The 18,560-nt window shown below is 39.3% G+C and carries 15 protein-coding genes; 11 read left to right on the top strand and 4 right to left on the bottom strand.

All coding sequences use genetic code 11. The features are described 5' to 3' along the window. Window positions 1-17: 17 nt before the first annotated feature. Window positions 18-824 carry an alpha/beta hydrolase gene (locus NE848_RS01205; RefSeq protein ID WP_252110392.1) on the bottom strand — a complete coding sequence of 269 codons (807 nt, stop codon included), beginning with the start codon at window positions 822-824 and terminating at the stop codon, window positions 18-20. Between the two features lie 203 nt (window positions 825-1,027). On the opposite strand from NE848_RS01205, the gene NE848_RS01200 reads away from it, so the two are divergent. The 7 genes from NE848_RS01200 to NE848_RS01170 all read left to right on the top strand — a co-directional run bounded on the left by NE848_RS01200 (window position 1,028) and on the right by NE848_RS01170 (window position 12,350). Beyond that, window positions 1,028-1,720, top strand: coding sequence for a DUF4097 family beta strand repeat-containing protein (locus tag NE848_RS01200; RefSeq protein WP_252110391.1), 693 nt, complete (start codon window positions 1,028-1,030; stop codon window positions 1,718-1,720). Window positions 1,721-1,906: 186 nt separating this feature from the next. Next, window positions 1,907-2,797: a YitT family protein gene (locus NE848_RS01195; RefSeq protein ID WP_252110390.1), complete on the top strand. Its 891-nt coding sequence runs from the start codon at window positions 1,907-1,909 to the stop codon at window positions 2,795-2,797. Beyond that, window positions 2,790-3,365, top strand: coding sequence for an HD domain-containing protein (locus tag NE848_RS01190; protein ID WP_252110389.1), 576 nt, complete (start codon window positions 2,790-2,792; stop codon window positions 3,363-3,365). The genes NE848_RS01195 and NE848_RS01190 overlap by 8 nt, the downstream gene beginning before the upstream one ends. Window positions 3,366-3,480: 115 nt before the next feature. Continuing rightward, a complete protein-coding gene (locus tag NE848_RS01185; RefSeq protein WP_252110388.1) occupies window positions 3,481-6,351 on the top strand; it encodes a M16 family metallopeptidase in 2,871 nt (956 codons plus the stop codon). A 320-nt stretch (window positions 6,352-6,671) separates the two neighbouring features. Continuing rightward, window positions 6,672-8,012 carry a TolC family protein gene (locus NE848_RS01180; RefSeq protein ID WP_252110387.1) on the top strand — a complete coding sequence of 447 codons (1,341 nt, stop codon included), beginning with the start codon at window positions 6,672-6,674 and terminating at the stop codon, window positions 8,010-8,012. A gap of 12 nt (window positions 8,013-8,024) precedes the next feature. Next, the gene (locus NE848_RS01175; protein ID WP_252110386.1) at window positions 8,025-9,233 is read left to right on the top strand and encodes an efflux RND transporter periplasmic adaptor subunit; all 1,209 of its coding nucleotides are present in this window, start codon (window positions 8,025-8,027) and stop codon (window positions 9,231-9,233) included. Window positions 9,234-9,236: 3 nt separating this feature from the next. Beyond that, window positions 9,237-12,350 (top strand): efflux RND transporter permease subunit, encoded by a 3,114-nt coding sequence (locus tag NE848_RS01170; protein ID WP_252110385.1) that lies wholly within the window; start codon window positions 9,237-9,239, stop codon window positions 12,348-12,350. Window positions 12,351-12,561: 211 nt separating this feature from the next. On the opposite strand, the gene NE848_RS01165 is transcribed toward NE848_RS01170, so the two are convergent. The 3 genes from NE848_RS01165 to NE848_RS01155 all read right to left on the bottom strand — a co-directional run bounded on the left by NE848_RS01165 (window position 12,562) and on the right by NE848_RS01155 (window position 15,115). After that, entirely contained in the window at window positions 12,562-13,245 is a 684-nt protein-coding gene (locus NE848_RS01165) for an outer membrane beta-barrel protein (RefSeq protein WP_252110384.1), read from the bottom strand. 162 nt (window positions 13,246-13,407) lie between these two features. After that, complete coding sequence (locus tag NE848_RS01160) at window positions 13,408-14,628, bottom strand: S8 family peptidase (protein WP_252110383.1); 1,221 nt, start codon at window positions 14,626-14,628, stop codon at window positions 13,408-13,410. Between the two features lie 172 nt (window positions 14,629-14,800). Continuing rightward, the gene (locus tag NE848_RS01155) at window positions 14,801-15,115 is read right to left on the bottom strand and encodes a rhodanese-like domain-containing protein (RefSeq protein WP_252110382.1); all 315 of its coding nucleotides are present in this window, start codon (window positions 15,113-15,115) and stop codon (window positions 14,801-14,803) included. A 152-nt stretch (window positions 15,116-15,267) separates the two neighbouring features. Here NE848_RS01155 and NE848_RS01150 point away from each other — a divergent pair, with 152 nt between their 5' ends. The 4 genes from NE848_RS01150 to NE848_RS01135 all read left to right on the top strand — a co-directional run bounded on the left by NE848_RS01150 (window position 15,268) and on the right by NE848_RS01135 (window position 18,559). Next, window positions 15,268-15,720, top strand: a complete 453-nt coding sequence (locus NE848_RS01150; protein WP_252110381.1) for a MarR family winged helix-turn-helix transcriptional regulator — start codon at window positions 15,268-15,270, stop codon at window positions 15,718-15,720. Next, a complete protein-coding gene (locus NE848_RS01145; protein WP_252110380.1) occupies window positions 15,704-16,354 on the top strand; it encodes an NAD(P)H-dependent oxidoreductase in 651 nt (216 codons plus the stop codon). Before NE848_RS01150 ends, NE848_RS01145 begins: the two co-directional genes overlap by 17 nt. A 19-nt stretch (window positions 16,355-16,373) precedes the next feature. Then, window positions 16,374-16,943, top strand: a complete 570-nt coding sequence (locus tag NE848_RS01140; protein WP_252110379.1) for a YceI family protein — start codon at window positions 16,374-16,376, stop codon at window positions 16,941-16,943. Window positions 16,944-17,164: 221 nt separating this feature from the next. Continuing rightward, complete coding sequence (locus NE848_RS01135) at window positions 17,165-18,559, top strand: anthranilate synthase component I family protein (RefSeq protein ID WP_252110378.1); 1,395 nt, start codon at window positions 17,165-17,167, stop codon at window positions 18,557-18,559. Window position 18,560: the final 1 nt, after the last annotated feature.

Genomic DNA, 18,560 nt, shown 5'->3' with positions numbered 1-18,560 from the left:
AGTCCAGTACAAAATTCTTATTTTTTTGTCCTCTCCTTAACAAAATCCACTAAAAGTGGAAAGCCCGGATAACTCATCAAATGCCCATAACCATCCATTTCGTATAGTTCAATATCATCCTGCCCTACAACTTTCATCATCCGGTAGAAATACGCGTTCTCTTCATAACGGCCCAGCATTTCCTTTTCACGGTCACCTGTAATTAGTAAAATTGGCGGCGTATCCTTCCGCACATAATACAATGGCGCCCATTCATCTATTATGGGTTGTTTTTCCGGAATTCCATTCTCTTTTCTAATGGTAAGATGTGTAATGGTGTGGCCACTAAACGGGATAAGCCCGGCAAAAATCTCAGGGTCCAGGTCATGCTCCGCCAGTAGAGATTTATTCATCACCGTCATTAAAGCCAGATAGCCTCCGGCCGAATGCCCAGAAATAAAGATCTTTTCGGGATCGCCATTATATTTTTCAATATTCCTAACCACCCAGGCAACCGAAGCTGCGGCATCTCTAACACTGGTTTCAGCCTTCACCCTGGGAGACAGCCTGTAGCCCACTCCAACAATGCATAAGCCTTTATTTTTAAGAGCTTCGGGAATCTGTTTAGATCCGGAAGTGAGGCCACCACCATGAAACCAGATGATCACAGGAACTTTTTCTTCAGTCTTTGGATAATAAATATCCACTAGACTCATCTGCTTCTGATAATCGTCTGTATTTTCAGAGTAATACGGAATGTCCCCTTTAAGTGCATATTCAACATCCTGACTAAACATGAAGGATGTAATAAAAAATAGGAAAAAGAGGCTAAGTTTTGTTTTCATAACAATCTGTTTTATGGAGCTTAAAATAAACAATTATTTAAACCTTCGATTACAGAAGTGAAATGATATACCCGGAAATATCTTTGGTCTATGTCAAAGATTTTTGCAACAAAGCTATTTCTTCAGCGTCTATTGTATAAACTAAAAATTTTACTGAAAGCCTTATGCTTCAGAAATAATTCATCAATCAAAAAACGAAAATCATGAAAAATCTATTCAGCTTCCTATTCTTACTAATGAGTTTTAGCATCTATGCTCAAAAAGAAATAACCAAAGAGGTAAAGTATGAAAACCAGTCAGTAAAGGTAGAATTTCCCTTCGCCTCAGACATTCAGATAAAGACCTGGGATAAATCAACGATCAGGGTTGAAGCGAAAATAGAAACCGAAGAAGAAAAATACACCGAAATGTTTGCCCTTCAGATTAACAGTGATGATTCTTCCATTAATATAGAATCTAATTCAAAGGACATGTTTGAGGCTTACCATGAAGAAAAGAAAGGTTCCGCGAAAAAAATTCATGGCATGTTAGATCACGAATTCAATTATGTGCTGTACATCCCTAAAAATGTGAAATTGAAATTAAACAGTATCACCGCTAAAGTTTTTTCTGACTTTCTGCAGGGGGATATTGAAGTTGAAGTTGTAAGTGGAGATATAGTGATCAAGGAACATAAAGGCAACTTGCAATTGAATAGCGTTGCAGGAAAGATAAATGTAGCCTGTAAAAATGCTTCCTTAAATGCTAAGACGCTTACCGGCGAAATTCATACCAGCGAAAAGCTTAAGCTAGAAAGGAAAAATAATTTTATTGGACACGAGGTAACTTTACAACCTGCCAATGCCGAAAATACTTTAAATCTTACCACCGTTAGTGGAGATATTTATCTGAATTAAGGTTGTTGGTTAAAGAAAGATAATTTGAGGCCCCTGAGATTATGGGGCCTTTTTGTTTAATTTAATATTTCTCAACGGAATTCTGTATAAGCCTCTCAGGAAACAAACCTAAAACCGTGAAAATCAAATTTTTAAAGTATATTGTTATATGCATTTCTTGGGTTCTAATCTTATAAATCATTCTCTATGGCGATTGCAACTAAAATTGAATGGAGAACTGTTTTTTCTCTTCGATCACTTGCATTCACCTTTATAGGTGTTTCCCTTGCCGTAATAGGTTTGCAGGGCTTTATGGTTCCAAATAATTTCCTGGATGGTGGGGTTACGGGACTCTCAATACTCATGAGCAGTTATGCAAAATTTCACATCAGCATATGGTTGCTTATTTTTAATATCCCTTTTCTAATAATAGGCTATCATAAGATCAGTAGAACCTTCGGCTTCCAGGCTCTAATCGCCATGCTGTTACTTTCGGCCGGAATGTACTTTATCAATATCCCTGTTTTTACAAATGACAAAGTCCTGATTGCCATTTTTGGAGGCTTTTTTATAGGCCTTGGCATAGGATGCGTGATTAGAGGGGGTGGCGTTATTGATGGTTTTGAAGTTATTGCCCAGTACACTGAACGAAAATCGGCATTTACTTCCGGAGAGATCATTCTTGCCCTTAATACTCTAATGATCATTGGCGCCGGATTAAGGTTCGGGATCGAAACCGGAATGTACTCCATTCTGGTATACTTCACAGCTATGAAGACAGCTGATTATGTAGTGGACGGGTTCGAAGAATACACTGCTTTAAATATTATTTCTAAAGAATCTGAAAAGATCAAATTTGAGATCGTCAATAATTTTGACAAGGCCGTAACCATTTACAAAGGAGAACGGGGCTTTCTCCCTGGCTCCTATGATATAAAGGCTGAGTGTGATATTATTATGACGGTTGTCACAAGACTGGAAATACATAGAATAAAGGTTGCGGTTTCAGCAATAGATCCGGATGCATTTATTTTTGTGAATAGCATTAAAGAAGTAAAAGGGGGAATCGTAAGAAGAAATAAAAAGACTTATGCATAAACCGGTTTTTAAAGATATTTATAAGCGTCTGGAAAATGACCTTCCCTCCTATCTGTTCTATCATGATGCGGCACACACAAAGACTGTAGTTAATCAGGCCAGGTTTATCGCAGAAAAGGAAGGACTTTCTTCTGAAGACATCGGTCTTATAGAAATAGCATCCCTGTTCCATGATACCGGTTTTTTATTTCAGGCTGAAGGACATGAAGAAAAAAGTTGTGAACTGGCATTAAAGGAACTACCACAATACAGTTTTTCGGAAATCCAGATCGAAAAAATATGTGGGATGATAAAGGCTACAAAAATTCCGCAAAAACCAAAGAACACAAACGAAAAAATAGTTGCTGATGCTGATCTTTTCTACCTCGGTACTTCGCGTTATAATTTTTTTAGCGGGAAGCTTTATAAAGAACTGAAATTTCTAAAACCGGAGATCACAGACCGGGAATGGTTCAATATCCAGGTAGATTTTTTAAGATCCCATACTTTTCACACTCCCTTTGCCATTAAAGTACTGGAACCGGTAAAACAGCAGAATTTACAGGAATTACTAAATTCTGATAATTAAATAAAATCTTTATTTTCTTTAATTATAACGTAACATATTTATCAAATTGTAGTCAAATTGATAAATATCAATTCCCTATATTTAAAATCTTTATACAACTAAAACTTTTTATCTAATGACAAACATCAGTTTTAAACCGATGGCATTTGTGCTATCGCTATTACTCATTTCATTTGTTTCCTGTGATGACAAAAAAGACAACAAGCAGGAATCTGATGATACCGCCCTATCAATCGATTACGAAAAGTATGAATTGGATAACGGCTTAAATGTAGTCCTCCATCAGGATAAATCTGATCCCATAGTTTCTGTAGCAATACAGTACGGTGTTGGGTCTAACCGTGAGAAAAAGGGCCGCACGGGGTTTGCCCACCTATTTGAGCATATGCTATTCCAGGAATCTGAGAATGTCCCGCAGGATCAGTTCTTTAAAAAAATTCAGGATGCCGGAGGTACTTTGAATGGTGGTACCTGGCAGGATGGAACCATCTATTATGAAGTGGTTCCCAAAAATGCGCTGGAAATGGTAATGTGGTTGGAGTCCGACAGAATGGGTTATTTAATCAATACCGTTACAGAATCTGCTTTTGCAAATCAGCAGGAAGTTGTTCAGAATGAAAAAAGACAGCGAGTGGACAATAACCCATACGGACATACCAACTGGGTGATCGACAAAAACCTTTATCCAGATGGCCATCCTTATAGCTGGCAGGTAATAGGAGAACTAGAAGACCTTCAGAATGCTACGGTGGAAGATGTGAAAGAGTTCTATGATAAATTCTATGGCCCCAATAATGCAACACTTGTAATTGCCGGAGATTTTGATGAAGAGAAAACAAGGGAAATGATCCAGAAGTATTTTGGTGAGATCAAAAAACGTCAGGAAGTTGAGCCTTTAGAAGTTCAAACCGTTTCTCTTGAAGAGACCAAGCGACTTTATCATGAGGATAATTTTGCCACTGCACCTCAACTCAACATGGTATGGCCCACTGTTGAGCAGTATACTGAAGACGCGTATGCCCTTGACTTTTTAGGAGATATCCTTTCCGATGGAAAAAAAGCTCCTCTTTACAAAGTGCTTGTTGAAGAAAAGAAACTTACCTCGCAGCCTTATGCTTTCAATAGTGCTGATCAGATCGCCGGTAAGTTCAGGATCCTGGTAACCGCCAATGCAGGTGTTGACCTTGACAGCATAGAAGCAGGGATAGAAGAAGCTTTCACCCTTTTTGAAAAAGAAGGTGTTACTGAAAGAGATATCGAGCGTATAAAAGCCGGACAGGAAACCGATTTCTACAACGGAATTAGCAGTGTACTGGGTAAATCTTTCCAATTAGCACAGTACGACGTATTCGCCGGGGATCCCGGTTTCATCTCTCAGGACATTGAGAATATCAAAGCGGTTACCAAGGAAGATGTAATGCGCGTTTATGAGAAATACATAAAAGACAAGCCATTTGTTCTTACCAGTTTTGTTCCTAAAGGCCAAATGGAGCTAATTGCTGAAAATTCAGAAAAAGCTGAAGTGGTTGAAGAGGAGATCACAGAAAATGTTGAAACTGAGATTGTGGAAGCAGACCAGGAGATAAAGAAGACTCCTTCAAGCTTTGACAGGTCAGTACAACCTGAAATGGGAGAATCACCACAGCTTAATATCCCTGAATCATGGTCTGTTAACCTGGATAACGAGATGGAGGTATACGGAATAGAACAAAACGAATTACCTCTTGTTAATTTCAGCCTTGTTATAGAAGGAGGTCATTTATTGGATGATCTTGATAAAAATGGAGTAGCCAATTTAATGTCTGATATCATGATGGAAGGAACTGCCAATAAAACTCCTTCAGAACTGGAAGAGGAAATTGACCTGCTTGGGGCCAATATCTATATGTATACTTCAGATGAAGCCATCGTAATACGTGGAAATACCCTGAAACGTAATTTTGACAAGACCATGGATCTGGTTCAGGAGATCATTCTTGAGCCACGCTGGGATGAAAAAGAATTTGAGAGGATCAAAACCAGTACCATAAATACTATTAAAAGATATGAGGCCGATCCAAACAGGATAGCAAATAAGGTCTATGATAAGATATTATATGGAGAGAACCATCCTTTTGCATATCCAACTCTAGGCACTGAAGAGTCTGTAAAATCTATTACAATAGAAGATCTTAAGAGTTATTATAACAATTATTTTTCACCAAGCGTAAGCCGTTTTCATGTAGTGGGAGATATTTCAAAATCTGAAGCCCTGGATGCCATTTCAGAATTCGAAACCAAATGGGATGCTAAAGATGTTCAGATTCCAGAATTTGAGATCAGCAATGATCGCGAAAAGGCTTCCTTATATTTTGTGGATGTGCCTAATGCAAAACAATCGGTTATCAATATTGGATACATCGCGTTACCACGTACCAGTGAAGATTTCTTCCCTGCCGAAGTGATGAACTATAAATTAGGAGGATCATTCTCGGGGAATGTAAACCTCATTCTTCGTGAAGAAAAAGGCTATACCTATGGAGCAAGATCCGGCTTCAGCGGATCCAAAATCCCTGGGACTTTTACTGCTTCGTCTAGCGTTAGAACAAACACAACCGGAGAATCTGTAGGTATCTTCAAGGATGAGATCGCAAAATATAAAGACGGAATTTCCGAAGAAGATCTTGAATTTACTAAGAACGCACTTATCAAATCGAATGCAAGAAGGTTTGAAACCCAGGGATCATTACTTGGAATGTTACAGGAGATGAGTGCTTATAACCTTGATTCAAAATATATCGAAAAAGAAGAAGATATCATCAGGTCCATGACTCTTGAACAGCATAAAGAGCTTGCTAATAAGCTTCTTGATGAGTCTAAAATGGCCTACCTTGTCGTTGGAGATGCTGCTACCCAGTTCCAGCAATTCAAGGAAATGGACTTCGATGAAGTTATATTGCTTGATAAAAATGGTGAAGAGATAAAACTTTCGGAAGTCAAACCATAATAAATTATTCTTTTGGCAAATAAAAACCCGCTTTCTGAGCGGGTTTTCTATTTTAAATTTTTAGGGACTTGAACTAATCATAAACTCTTGTAAATCCAACTATTAATCCCTTTAATAATTGGTATCTTCCATATTCTCAAAAAAATGTAACTTTAAAATACTGGTTCTCAAAGCGAAAGACGCAGTCATATACCAGTGCTTTCTGTGTAATTAAAACTAGGGTTATTCTGACAAAAATTTTCATTGAAAATATTGACGAACTTCATTCCCCTCCTTATTCATATTATAAGTGGTTGCTATTTTTCTGTTCTATTTTCTTTTTGCAGACAAGTTGTGCACCCAAGCTACAAGATGTTAAGGCTCCCATACAGGATCCACAGGAATTTTCAATTACCGGAACCGATTCTATCCCTGAAAAATGGTGGACTACTTTTAAGAATCCAACTTTAGATAGCATAATAAATCGAACCCTCGAAACCAATCTGCAGCTTGCCGGCGACTGGCAGCAGTTTCGAGCAGCTTTGGCCACAGTGCAGAGAGAAAAATCTTTTTTATGGCCAGATATTGAAGCTTCAGCGAGAACCGCAATAAGCCGGCCTGAGCCGGACTTTGCAGGAGGTGAAAATTTGCAGATTGGGCTATCTGCTTCCTATGAGATAGACCTCTGGGGACGCATCCGTTCGGGAATTGAAGCTGAAAGATTCAGGGCACAAGCATCATATTTTGATTATCAGGCTGCGGCCATGACACTTTCGGCTGAAACAGCCATCACCTGGTTTCAGCTCCTTTCAGCCAGGAAACAACTGGCTTTGATCAATAAACAAATAGAAACTAACGAGGATATCGTAAGGCTTATAAGGGCGCGGTTCACTGGTGGACAAATAAGAGCAGTAGATATTCTGCGACAGGAACAACTACTGGAAAGTACCAAAGATCAACAGATAGTGTACGAAACCAATATTCAGTTACTAAGCAATCAATTATCTGTGCTTATGGGCAGACCACCGCAGAATGATATTAGTATCCCGGCAGACAGTCTGCCACAGTTACCCGAATTACCGCAAACAGGCCTTCCCCTGGAACTTGTTCGGCGAAGGCCAGATGTAAGGCAGGCTTATAATCTTGTTCTGGCAGCAGATAGGGATATGGCCCAGGCGATACGAAATAAATATCCGCGGATTTCATTAAATTTAGAAGGGCAAATGCGCTCCAATAATTATAATTCACTATTTCAGGATTGGGCATATACCCTGGCGGGAAATATAGTAGCACCTCTAATTTACGGTGGAAGATTACGGGCTGAGGTTGACCGCACCCAGGCTATAAAGAACCAGGTATTATACGATTATGGGCAGACTGTTCTGATATCTTTCAGAGAAGTTGAAGATGCTCTAATAAGAGAACACAAACAAAAAGAAAGAATCAAAGTTCTGCAAGCCAGGCTGGATCTCGCAAAAAAGACCAGTGATCAGTTAAGGATCGAATTCCTGAATGGCCTAAGCGATTACCTTGATGTGCTTTTACAACTTGATGAACAGCAACAACTTCAGAGAGATATGATCGAAGCCAGACAAAACTTACTGGAAATACGAATCTCGCTTTACAGGGCTTTGGCGGGTGATTTTGGATATGAACCAACCGAAAGTTCTCAGGTAAATTAACGATACTTAAGTATGAAAACCCGAAAAATATTGATGATCTGCGGAATAATCCTGCTTGCAGCTATAGCAGTTACCCTTCTCATCTTTATGACCGAACCTAAAGCCCAACAGGAAGGAGCCACCAAGCAAATGGCCATGTTGGTGGAAGTAGTGAATGTTGAAAAAGGAGATTTCATTCCTGTAATTCAGGCCACGGGTACCGTTCAGCCAGTTGAAGATGTAATTATTAGCCCGCTGGTAAACGGCCAGGTAGTAAGGCGTGATCCGGCTTTTGTTCCCGGAGGATTTGTTAAAAAAGGAGAAATACTACTCCAGATAGATCCTTCAGATTATCGAAATGCACTGGAACTTAGAAAAAGTGAATTACTCCAGGCAGAAACCGATCTTGAAATGGAGATGGGTAGACAGGAGGTTGCGGAAAAAGATTTGGAACTGGTGGGAAGAGATTCATTGTCCCCAAAACAACGGTCTCTGGTTCTCAGGGAACCACAGTTGAATGCTGTAAAAGCAGACATCAAGGCTGCCAGAGCAGCAGTACAACAGGCGGAAACCAACCTTTACCGAACTACTTTGAGAGCGCCATTTGATGCTCATATTCTTGATCAAAATGTAACTGTTGGATCCCAGGTCGCTCCTGGTGATAACCTTGGACGTCTGGTGGGCACTGAATATTACTGGGTGACACTCACAGTTCCTGTATCGCAACTCAAATGGCTCAATTTCCCTGATTCTGAAAATGAGACCGGTTCTATGGTTAAAATCAGAAATCAAACCGCATGGCCAGAGGATAGTTACAGGCTTGGATATCTCGATAAACAGGTGGGGGCTCTTGATGAACAAACAAGACTGGCTCGAATTCTTATTAAAGTTCCAGATCCGCTTGTTCAGGATACCAAAGAAGATCTGCCTACACTAATGATCGGAACTTTTGTGGAAGCCAATATAGAAGCTAAAGAAATTAAAGATGTGATTAGGATAAACAGAAACCATATAAGAAACAATCAAACGGTTTGGGTCATGGACCAGGATGAGCTTTCCATAAGGAAAGTTGAAATAATCCTGACAGATTCAGATTATGCCTATATAGGAAAAGGACTGGAAGACGGTGAAAAGATTGTCACCACCAATTTGAGCACCGTGACCGAAGGAATCAAGCTGAGAACCCAGTCCAGTGATTCCAATTCCAATCCGGGTAGTGCAACTAAAGCTGGTGAAGAATAGAGCATGGAAAGATCCGAGAACAAAGAACCGAGAAAAGAAGGTGCCATTGCCTATATGGCCAGGAATTCCATTGCCGCTAACCTTCTGATGATAATCCTTATTGGAGGAGGGATTTGGACAATGTTCAAGATACAAAAAGAGGTTTTTCCGCAATTTCAACTGGATTATGTAAACGTGAATGTGGTATATCCCGGTGCTGCCCCGGCTGAAGTTGAGCAGGGTATTTTACTTCCAGTTGAAGAAGCTGTTCGCGGAGTCCAGGGAATCAAGGAAATTGTATCAACAGCTCGTGAAGGATCTGGAGAGGTAGTAATTGAACTGGTAGCCGGCACTAACAGGATGAAAGCCTTTCAGGAGATAGATCAGGCCGTAAGCCGAATACGCACCTTCCCGGATGATATTGAACAACCGCAGGTTAGTCTTCAATCCAGACAACAGGAAGTGATGGAAATTGGCCTCTATGGAAGTGCTGATATCTGGACCTTGCGAAAACTTGCGGAAAGATTAAGGAATCGTCTTTTAAGCAATCCTGAAATTACCCAGGTTGAAATAGGAAATGTACCAGATTATGTCACCCATGTAGAAATATCCAGACATAATTTGAGACAGTATAATCTGACTTTGGGACAGGTAGCCAATATTATTGCACAGTCGAGTGAAGATGTCCCCGCAGGTGCAGTAGAGACTGAATCTGGCGAGATTCTGCTCAGGATGCAGGAACGAAAGCAATGGGCTGAAGAATTCGGTAAAATTACTGTGGTCTCTTCCCCTTCGGGAGCGAAAGTAACTCTGGCCGATATTGCAAAGATCACCGATGGGTTCGAAGAAACAGGATTCCATGGTCAATTCAACCAAACCCCTTCTGTAGAACTGAATATTTTCAGGGTGGGCGATCAGTCACCCCTGGAGATCGCTGAGACTGTTCAGCAAATACTTGACGATTTTCAACTTCCGCCCGGAGCTAAATATCGAATAGACAGTAACAGTGCTGAAGATTACAAAGAACGCTTATCTCTTTTAACCGAAAATGGAATTTTGGCAATTGTAATCGTTCTAATAATACTAACGCTTTTTCTTGAATATCGTCTTGCATTCTGGGTAATGATGGGTATGGCCATTTCCTTTATTGGAGGTATGATTTTACTACCCGTGATTGGTGTAAGCATAAATATGATCTCAATGTTCGGATTCCTGGTGGTACTGGGAATTGTGGTAGACGATGCTATTGTGGTAGGGGAAAATATTTACGAATACCGCCAGAAAGGAATGAGCTATCTTCAAGCGGCCATTCAAGGCACAAGAGATGTTTCAAAGCCTGTGATTTTTAGTATTGTCACCACGATAATTGCCTTCGTACCATTGCTATTCATGCCAGGTGAAACAGGAAAGTTCTGGTGGCCACTGCCGGTGGTAGTGATTTTAATTTTAGCAGTATCACTTCTTGAAGCATTATTTATTCTGCCTTCACATCTGGCTCATTTAAAAGAAAAGAAAAGTACAGGATGGGTGGCAAAACTGGAAAGATGGCAGGAAAAATTTGCTACTAAATTTAATAGTATAATTCAAAATCAATATCGACCGTTACTTGATAAGTGCCTAAAATACCGGTATATAACCCTGAGTGCAGCCGTAGCATTACTTTTGATTGTTGGAGGCTACGGCTATAGTGATCATATGGGAATGATTATGATGCCCGAAGTTGCTGCCGATGAAATTGAAGCAGGAGTAAGATTACCTGTGGGCACTACCCCGCTACAAGCCGCAAAAGTAGCAGAGGATATTACCCAGTCTACCCGGGAAATGTTTGAAAAGCATAAACTATATGAAGTAGCTGAAGGCATTAAAACAAACGTTAGAGGTCAGAATTTTATTGATGTTGAAATAGTAATGCTCCCACCGGATGAAAGAGATATGTCTGCCAGGGAACTTATTGCCCTTTGGCGGGATAACATTGGCGAAATTGAAGGGGTTGATCAGATAACTTTTGAAGCAGAGAGGGGCCCTGGAGGATATCAGCAGGATATAAGCGTAGATTTAAGCCATTCGGATATTGATGTGCTTGAAAAAGCCAGTAACGCCTTCCTGAAAAGAATGGAAAAGTTTGAAAACACAAGGGATATAAGTGATAATTACAATAAAGGAAAATTACAATTTGACTTCAAGCTGCTTCCCGAAGGCCGTAATCTAGGTTTTACCTCTTCCCAGGTAGGCCAGCAGGTAAGGGATGCTTTTTTCGGCGCACTGGCTCTTAGACAGTTACGTGGAACTGAAGAAATAGAAGTTAGAGTAAAATTACCGCTAGAGGAAAGAAGAGATATCCAAAACCTGGAAAACTTCCTTATTCGAAATCAAAACGGAGTGGAGGTACCCTTAATGGATGTTGTAAAAGTTGAACAGAGAGAAGCTTTTACCAGTATTAACCGAAGAGACGGACGCAGAGTGGTAAATGTGGGAATGGATGTTGAACCGGCCAATGCTGTTACCCGGGTGCTCGAATCTATACAAACTGAGGTTCTGCCACAGCTAAGGGCCGATTTCCCCGGTATTACTTGGACCTTTGAAGGAAGCCAGGCCGATATGCGAGAGTCTACTGCGGTACTATGGAGTGGATTTTCGATGGCTATGCTTTTAATCTATGCTCTTCTTGCCATTGCCTTTAACAGTTATACCCAACCTTTAATAGTTATGATTGCAATTCCTTTCGGAATTGTGGGCGCTGTGATAGGGCATATTTTACTGGGCTACGATCTTTCACTGGTAAGCTTAATGGGTGTTATAGCTCTATCTGGAGTAGTTGTAAATGATTCACTCATCATGATAGATTACGCAAATAAATTAAGTAAGAGCACATCGGTCTATGATGCTATTCATGAAGCCGGCTTAAGGCGTTTCCGGCCTATCCTTCTTACCACTTTAACTACCTTTGGAGGGTTAACTCCAATCATTCTGGAAAATTCGAGCCAGGCCTATTACTTAATCCCAATGGCAATTTCTTTAGGATTCGGAATAGTATTCGCCACATCCATTATTCTGGTGATTGTTCCCTGTCTCTATCTTATTTTAGAAGATATAAAGTCCATAGAATACAGGAAAGTCATAAGGAAACTCAATGCGTGAAAGTTTGAAGCCGGTAGTATTTTTGGGTGATCTCCGAGGCTTAACCATAAATAGGAATATTGAAAAAATAGCTATAACTTTAAAATTCAAAGTTTTGGTTATAGAGTAAGCTTAAAGCATAGGCATATTTTCAACTTATTCTTTAACTAACCAACAAAAAAGGGATGATTTTATTCATCCCTTTTGTTATTTATTGAATTTCGAAAGGCTTTTAAAAGTAACAGCCTCCTTTTCTTCTGCCTGGATTAGCAGAACTATCAAATATTTTAAAACTCAAACTGATTAAAAATTGATTTAATCTGGTATCATCAAAAGTAGCACGATTAATTCCATAATCGCTATTGACTATATCTATCTCCATAGGTTCTTCCGAAGCAAGTGTCCGGTCGTAACGCAGATCTATTTCAAACCTGCCAAAACTCGCTTTTATCCCTGCCTGAGCGGCTAAAGGGGTATTTTGAGCAACAATTACCTGGTTTGGAGGCTCGGTTCCTTCTAATGAAGAGTCCAGAACATTCTGATACGCCGGCCCTGCATAGATATCTATAGGACCCCAAACATTGTATCCAAATAAAAGAGGAACACTTATTTTGTCAACTGCATATATAGAAGGTGCTGTAGGGAACTGAAACTCGGTTTCCATAGAGCTATAAATAAATTCAGGCCTGAGAAGAAACTTCCCAAATCTTACTTCAAAAAAAGCGCCACCGTGAAACCCGAATTTGGAATCAGCTTCAACGGTACCATCATAATAGAGTCCGTTAGAACTATTCCCGGTGATCTGACCTCCCATAACATAATTCACTCCTCCTTTAATTCCGAAACTAAATTCCTGAGCATTGGCAAAGGAAAAGCAAAAGAACCCAAGTACAAGTAGATAAAGTGCTTTATTCATAATCATAATGTAAATCGCGGACAATTGGGGTTAAATATATCAATTTAAAAAACCAATCAAATAGTTCGGCATATGTTTTTAACGTAAAAATTTTAATTTGAGTATATCAAAATAAAAAAGCACCAGAAATTGGTGCTTTTCAAGATCTATTATATTTAAATTTTAGTGTACAATAATAGGATCAGCATCACCATCTGGATCTCCATTTACGGTTCCATCGGTTCCTGCATTTCCAAGTAAAAGAATTCCCGCAGCATGTGGTGATGCCATGGATGTTCCACTAATAGTGTTATAACCTCCATTTTTCCATGAAGACTTTATAGCCACACCAGGGGCAGCATAATCTACCGGTGGATTGCCATAATTAGAAAAAGAAGCCCATGTATCGGTATCATCCATTGCAGAAATAGTTACAATGTTAGATCCATTGGCTCGCGCCGGAGAATGATTATTTGCATCATCGCTTTCATTCCCTGCAGCCAGGGCAAATTTGATTCCATTTTGAGAGGCGGCCACTACCGCATCATCCAGGGCCTGAGAAACCGGTCCGCCAAGAGACATATTGGCTACATCTCCATTAGAACCATTTGCTCCAACATGGTCAACACCAGCTATAACTCCAGAATAAGAACCGCTTCCTCTGCTGTCTAATACTTTCACAGGAATTACAGTAGCTCCAGCAGCAACACCAATAACTCCTACGCCATTATCTATTGCAGCAATGGTTCCAGAAACATGAGTTCCATGACCATGACCATCATCAAGGGATTTCCCATCTTTACCAGTTGTAAATGCATTAAACCCACGGGATGCATCTACATTAAGGTCTTCATGATCCAAATCGATACCGGTATCGATTACCCAGGCTACATTTGAACCAGAATAAGTTACACCACCGTTAACTCTCGTAATTCCGTAAGGCGTTTCCTGACCTTCGGAACCACCGCCGCCACCACCAGTACATGGATTAGTTGGGGTTCCACAAGGAGGCGCAAGTACTACAATACGGTCTTCTTCCAAATAGGCTACACCATCACTCTTACGAAGATTTTCTGCGTCATCATGGCTTAATTTTAAAGTAGCACCATTAATGGTTTTACTGTAAACGTTTAAAATTTCACCTTTAACGCCTGCATCTGTCATTAATTTTAGAGCTTTGGCTTTTACTCTATCCTGAGATTTCTGATAATTCTCGGAAGCTTTTCCCTCGTCAGTCTTATTAAATACGACTATATACTGCCCCGGAATAACCTGAGAGTCAGACGGAGCTACCATTTGAGATTCTCCTTCTTCCAAAGGTGTTGTTGAATCCTGATTACAGGAAAATAAAAATGCTGCAGCAAAAATAGCAGCACCTAAGATTTTGAGTGTTTTTAACTTCATTTATTTAAGTTTTAGGTTAAAAAAAGGTTAATAGATCGCTTAAAACTAAGATTTGTTAGTCAGAATGCAAATTTTTTTAACTTAAAACTTAAGCAAGGTAATATAAAACCCACACTGATAAATGTGGGCTTAAGTTTTTAGAGTACAATTACTTGTCTTTTAAAAGCTCCAATTAATCTGTCGTTTTATCTCCTTCCCATTCTGAGAAGCCGCCTAATAAATTATAGGTTTCACTAAATCCCATTTGATCTAACAAAGTGCATGCCTGTGAGCTTCTCTTGCCAGATCTACAATAGATATAATAATGTTTAGATTTATCAAGTTTTTCCACTTCATTAATAAATCCCTGTCCCTTATAAATATCAATGTTTTTGGCATTTGGGATATAACCTTCGTCGACCTCCTCTTCCGTTCGCACATCCAGAATCACGGCATCCTTATCATTTTTTAGCTTTTCCTGCCATTCTTCCTGAGTTAATTCTTTCATAGTAGTAACATTAAATTTTATTGGTTATGTAAAGATAGCCTAATTTTTTTTCTGAGGAAGACACAAAGTCCAGTCATCAAATTTTAACAGAAAATTAAAATTCGGTATTAAAAAAGCTTTTATATTTGTATGTACAAATGTTGTAGATACAAATGAAAATTGAAGAGCTGCTCAAGACGAAAGATAAGATGCCCGAATCCAGGAAACTGGTTTTGAACATCATAGTCACGGCCAATTATATTACCGAGAAAATTGCCGAAGCATTAAAACCTTTCGGAGTAAGCAATCAGCAATTCAATGTTCTGAGGATTCTGCGGGGACAAAAAGGAAAACCCGCAAACCTCTCCACCATTCAGGAAAGAATGGTTAGCAAAATGAGTAATACAACAAGGCTGGTTGACAAACTCGTAGACAAGAATTATTGTGAAAGGATTGTTTGTCCTTCCAACCGCCGTAAAGTTGAGATAAGGATAACCGAGGGCGGTCTGGAATTACTTCACAAGATAGATCCGGTTATCGATGAAGTAGAAAATGATATTGCTAAGAAAATAAATGAAAAGGAAATTTTATCACTAAACACAAATTTGAATGAACTTAGAAGTTAAGACCGAAAATTATATCGAAAATCTTTACTGGCGCTATGCCACTAAAAAATTCGATAAAGAAAGAGAACTTAGTGAAGAGGACCTGGAGAAGTTGCTGGAAAGCGTAAGGCTTTCAGCTTCTTCCTACGGGTTGCAACCCTATGAGATCTTTGTGATCAAAGATTCAGAAACTAAGAAAAAGCTCAAAGAAGCTGCCTGGAATCAGCCGCAGCTAACCGATTCATCTCTCGTTTTTGTATTCGCAAATTTCAGAAAAATTGAAGAGTCTCATATAGATGACTATCTAAATAATATAGCTGAAACCAGGAAAACAACAAGAGAAAATCTGGAGGGCATGGAGGATATGCTTAAAAATACTATTCTATCCTTCTCTGAAGAGGAACAAAGGATTTGGGGTGCCAAGCAAACCTACCTTGCCCTGGGAAATCTTCTTTCTGCCGCTGCAGAATTCAGAATAGACACATGTCCTATGGAAGGTTTCGATAATAATAAATTTGATGAAATCTTAGATTTAAAAAACAAAAATCTTACTTCCTCGGTAATTGCAACTGTAGGTTATCGAAGTGAAGAGGATAATGTTCAATACCTTGAAAAGGTAAGAAAAAGTAAATCAGAATTATATACAATTTTATAAATACTAAAAATTGAAAACTATGAAAAACAGATTTTTAAAAGGTGGAATAGCCACAGTAATTGTTCTAACAACATTAGCGTTTACGAACACAAAGAAAGAAGTAGATGTCGAATCAAGTGAGGTAACCTGGAGAGGCGAAAAAGTAACAGGTTCACATCATGGAACTATCGAACTTGAAAGTGGATATTTAATGATGGAAGACGAAAAGATCGTTGGTGGCGAATTTGTAATGGATATGAGCACTATTACCGTAACCGATCTTTCCGGAGAAAACAAAGGTAAACTTGAAGGTCACCTAAAGTCTGATGACTTCTTTGGGGTGAAAAATCACCCAACCTCAAAACTTGTGATCACTAGTGCAGCTTCCAAAGGGAACGGAGTTTATGGAATCGTGGGAAACCTTACCATAAAGAACGAGACTCACCCTATCACTTTCGATCTAAAAATGAATGAAGATTCAGCTTCAACCGAATTAACTATCGATCGTTCAAAATATAACGTGAGATATGGTTCTGGTAGTTTCTTCGATAATTTAGGAGACAAGACCATATATGATAATTTTGAGCTGGACGTAAACCTGAAATTCTAAAAATAAATCTCCCGGAATTTTATTTCCGGGATTTTTATTTGAAAAATGTTTGATTAGAATTATTTCGTTTCTATATTTGAAGCAATGTTTATAATGAAAGGACATAACTGGTGGTGGAATAACTTACGTCGAAATTCGTGAGCTAAAACGCCATTCATTTATATAAAATATAAGGCTTGTCTCACGACAAGCCTTTTTTTATTGCTTAAAATCAACAATCAATGTTCGAATTAAATACCAAATACAAGAAAATCCTGGCCGATACGATTACTCCGGTGAGTATTTATCTCAAATTGAGGGACAAATATCCTAACAGCCTACTACTGGAAAGTAGCGACTATCACGCTAGCGATAATAGTTTCTCTTATATATGCTGTAATCCTATAGCTTCATTTAAACTGGAAAATGACAGGATAACTGAAACTTTTCCGGATGGAAGTAATCAAACCAAACAACTGGACGATTCAGTTTCGGTTCCTGAAGCGATTCAGAAATTCTCTCAGCGGTTCAAGGCAGATTCTTCAGAATTCAAGTTTATCAATAATGGGCTTTTCGGGTATATCGCTTATGACTCTGTAAGGTATTTTGAGAATGTGGAAGTGAAGCGCAAAGAGAACGACCTCCAAATCCCAGATATTTATTACGCTGTTTACCAGAACATCATCGCCATCAATCACTTTAAGAACGAGGCCTATATTTTTGATCACAGTTATGATTCTGAAAATAAAATAGAAGAAATCGAGCAATTACTAAAGGTTAAGAATTTTGCGTCCTATAATTTCAGCAGATCACAAACACCGGAATCCAATCTCACCGATGACGAATATAAAGCTGTTGTAGAGACCGCCAAGGAACATTGTCACCGGGGAGATGTTTTTCAATTAGTGCTTTCCAGGAGATTTTCCCAGAAGTTCAAGGGAGACGAATTTAATGTATACAGGGCTTTACGAAATGTGAACCCCTCCCCTTACCTGTTCTATTTTGACTATGGGAACTTCAAGATCTTTGGAAGTTCTCCCGAAGCACAGCTAGTGGTTAATAAAGGAAGGGCTGAAATTCATCCTATCGCCGGAACTTTTAAGCGAACCGGGAATGATGAAAAGGATGCCGAAATAGCAAAAGAACTTGCTGCCGACCAAAAAGAGAATTCCGAACATGTGATGCTGGTAGATTTAGCAAGAAATGATCTGAGCCGAAATGGAAGTGATGTAAAGGTTGAAACTTACCGGGAAATTCAATTCTTTTCACATGTGATCCACCTTGTAAGCAAAGTGACGGGGAAAAAAGATCCTGAAGTTCCAACTCCTCAGATAGTAGCCGATACCTTCCCGGCTGGAACTCTGAGTGGGGCACCAAAACCTATGGCTCTAAAACTTATTGAGAAACTGGAAAATGTAAACCGTAGTGCATATGGCGGTGCTATTGGTTTTATGGATTTTGAAGGGAATTTTAACCATGCCATCATAATCAGGTCTTTTGTAAGTAAGAACCACGAATTACATTACCAGGCCGGAGCCGGAATAGTTTCAGAATCTAAACCCGAAAACGAATTACAGGAAGTTTATAACAAACTTGGCGCTTTAACCAAAGCCCTTGAAATCGCTGAAGAAATATAGT

It is taken from the genome of Gramella jeungdoensis (assembly GCF_023805255.1).
GTDB lineage: Bacteria > Bacteroidota > Bacteroidia > Flavobacteriales > Flavobacteriaceae > Christiangramia > Christiangramia jeungdoensis.
The sequence above is the reverse complement of the archived record's forward strand: the minus strand, read 5'-3'. Positions and strand labels throughout refer to the sequence as shown.

What these genes read in the sequence shown, in the direction of transcription:
- NE848_RS01205 (WP_252110392.1), bottom strand. Translation starts at nt 824, where the DNA reads ATGAAAACAAAACTTAGCCTCTTTTTCCTATTTTTTATTACATCCTTC.
- NE848_RS01200 (WP_252110391.1), top strand. Translation starts at nt 1,028, where the DNA reads ATGAAAAATCTATTCAGCTTCCTATTCTTACTAATGAGTTTTAGCATC.
- NE848_RS01195 (WP_252110390.1), top strand. Translation starts at nt 1,907, where the DNA reads ATGGCGATTGCAACTAAAATTGAATGGAGAACTGTTTTTTCTCTTCGA.
- NE848_RS01190 (WP_252110389.1), top strand. Translation starts at nt 2,790, where the DNA reads ATGCATAAACCGGTTTTTAAAGATATTTATAAGCGTCTGGAAAATGAC.
- NE848_RS01185 (WP_252110388.1), top strand. Translation starts at nt 3,481, where the DNA reads ATGACAAACATCAGTTTTAAACCGATGGCATTTGTGCTATCGCTATTA.
- NE848_RS01175 (WP_252110386.1), top strand. Translation starts at nt 8,025, where the DNA reads ATGAAAACCCGAAAAATATTGATGATCTGCGGAATAATCCTGCTTGCA.
- NE848_RS01170 (WP_252110385.1), top strand. Translation starts at nt 9,237, where the DNA reads ATGGAAAGATCCGAGAACAAAGAACCGAGAAAAGAAGGTGCCATTGCC.
- NE848_RS01165 (WP_252110384.1), bottom strand. Translation starts at nt 13,245, where the DNA reads ATGAATAAAGCACTTTATCTACTTGTACTTGGGTTCTTTTGCTTTTCC.
- NE848_RS01160 (WP_252110383.1), bottom strand. Translation starts at nt 14,628, where the DNA reads ATGAAGTTAAAAACACTCAAAATCTTAGGTGCTGCTATTTTTGCTGCA.
- NE848_RS01155 (WP_252110382.1), bottom strand. Translation starts at nt 15,115, where the DNA reads ATGAAAGAATTAACTCAGGAAGAATGGCAGGAAAAGCTAAAAAATGAT.
- NE848_RS01150 (WP_252110381.1), top strand. Translation starts at nt 15,268, where the DNA reads ATGAAAATTGAAGAGCTGCTCAAGACGAAAGATAAGATGCCCGAATCC.
- NE848_RS01145 (WP_252110380.1), top strand. Translation starts at nt 15,704, where the DNA reads ATGAACTTAGAAGTTAAGACCGAAAATTATATCGAAAATCTTTACTGG.
- NE848_RS01140 (WP_252110379.1), top strand. Translation starts at nt 16,374, where the DNA reads ATGAAAAACAGATTTTTAAAAGGTGGAATAGCCACAGTAATTGTTCTA.
- NE848_RS01135 (WP_252110378.1), top strand. Translation starts at nt 17,165, where the DNA reads ATGTTCGAATTAAATACCAAATACAAGAAAATCCTGGCCGATACGATT.